The 1,583-nt window shown below is 63.6% G+C and carries 1 protein-coding gene; it reads right to left on the minus strand.

Features of this window, described 5'->3' with window-relative positions; all coding sequences use genetic code 11:
• The coding region (locus I6U14_RS00410; protein ID WP_296895956.1) for a LamG domain-containing protein at positions 1 to 1,535 on the minus strand (1,535 nt) is incomplete at its 3' end.
• Between the last annotated feature and the right edge of the window lie 48 nt (positions 1,536 to 1,583).

The following is a 1,583-nucleotide window of genomic DNA, read 5'->3' on the forward strand; positions in this document are numbered from 1 at the left end:
CCTCCCGGGCAGCGACCCGTGCCACCGGCTGCGCCGAGCCATTGTGGCCGGAACCGCACGTGGCCGTTCAGGTAATGTGGCTGAATGGTGAGACTGGGTGTTGATCCTGTCTCGACCAAGAGTTCTCGCGTCTCTTTCCTGTTGGGGGGCAGGACCCAGGCGCCGACGGTGAAATTTTGCGCTTCAAGGGCTGGGGTATGATCGATGCTCAATGACTCGGCGGAGGTGCCAGAATCGAGGTTGAAGCCCGCTGCCAGCTCGACCTGTCCGCTGAGGCCGGCCTGGGGGCAATGTCCTGCCTCACAGGTCGCATCGAGACCACTCGCCGCGTCGCGGAAGGGCGGCGCACCGTCGTGCGGCTCATCCAGGTGGAGCTGAAGGGTCGGCACGCGGTTGTAGAGCGTCTCGATGTCGGCGGCGGCGAGCGGGCGATTGAAGACACGCACGTCATCGAGAGCGCCGTCGAAAGCCGCGCCCAGCGAGAGCGCAGAGCTATTGCCAGCAGTATAGACAGGCACGGGCATATCGTTGACTGCGACGCCGTTCTTGTAGAGCGTCAGCCCGGCCTGGGGATCGAAGACGGCGGCCAGGTATTGCCACTGTCCCACATCGACCGGCGCGCTCACAGCGGCGATGCCCTTCCCATCGTAGACCCGCCATTCATCGCCATCATGCACCAGTGACCAGCCTTGGCCCTGGCTGCGGATCACGTCGTGGACGCCGGAGCTGGCGCTGGTGGGCCGCGCCCAGGCGGTCAAAGTCGCGCCGCCAGCGTTGGCCGATTGATCCAGGCGCAGATCGGTCTGCACCACGTCGTCCACGCCGTCGAAGAGCGCGGCCTGGTTATCGCGCCCGCTGATGCCCGCCGTGGGACACGTTGCCCCAGAACAGTAGGCGCCACCCTGCAAGCTGACGTCCACCGTGTCCTGGAAGGTCTCGCTGCCGGGGGGATCGTCGAAGGGCAAGCGCATGGCCATCGAGGCGGAGAAGTAGAGCTCCTGCACCTCACGGGCGGAGAGCGGACGCTTGTACATCGTCAGCTCGTCCATCCGCCCGTGGAAGGGGATGGAGGGATTGACGAAAGCCGGATTTCCGGAGGCGCCCAGGTAAATCTTGATACGGGTATTATCCTCGTGGTTGAGACCGTCGTTGCTGCTCTTGTCGTCGCCCTGCCAATCCAGCGTCTCGTAGCTGTCGCTAGGATCGTGAGTGGTGTAGGTGCGGCCCTTACCCTCACAATTGGAGGAGTTGAGTTCACAGAGCGGGTCGTCGCCGTAATTGTGGCCCGCCTCAAAACCATCGTCATATTCCCAGGCGCGCAGTGTGCTGCTCTCGTTAAAGATATAGTCGTAATCCACATCGCGCTCTTCGTCAGGGTCGAGGTCGCCCCCCTCGCCGATCTCCTGATCATCCCGTTCAATCCGGATCTCACAGTGGGCCGATTCATCCGCTTGCTCGATGCCCTTGACGCGGTCGATGTAGATTTTCGCTTGGTCGCTAGCCCGCCCGACGTAGAACTCGGTCTCGGCGCCCAAGGGGTGCTCACCGCCCGCGGGGGCATGACCAGTCACGCCGCAGTGGTT

Origin of the sequence: Thiohalocapsa sp. (genome assembly GCF_019695415.1) — a bacterium.
In the GTDB taxonomy this organism is placed as follows: Bacteria; Pseudomonadota; Gammaproteobacteria; order Chromatiales; family Chromatiaceae; genus Thiohalocapsa.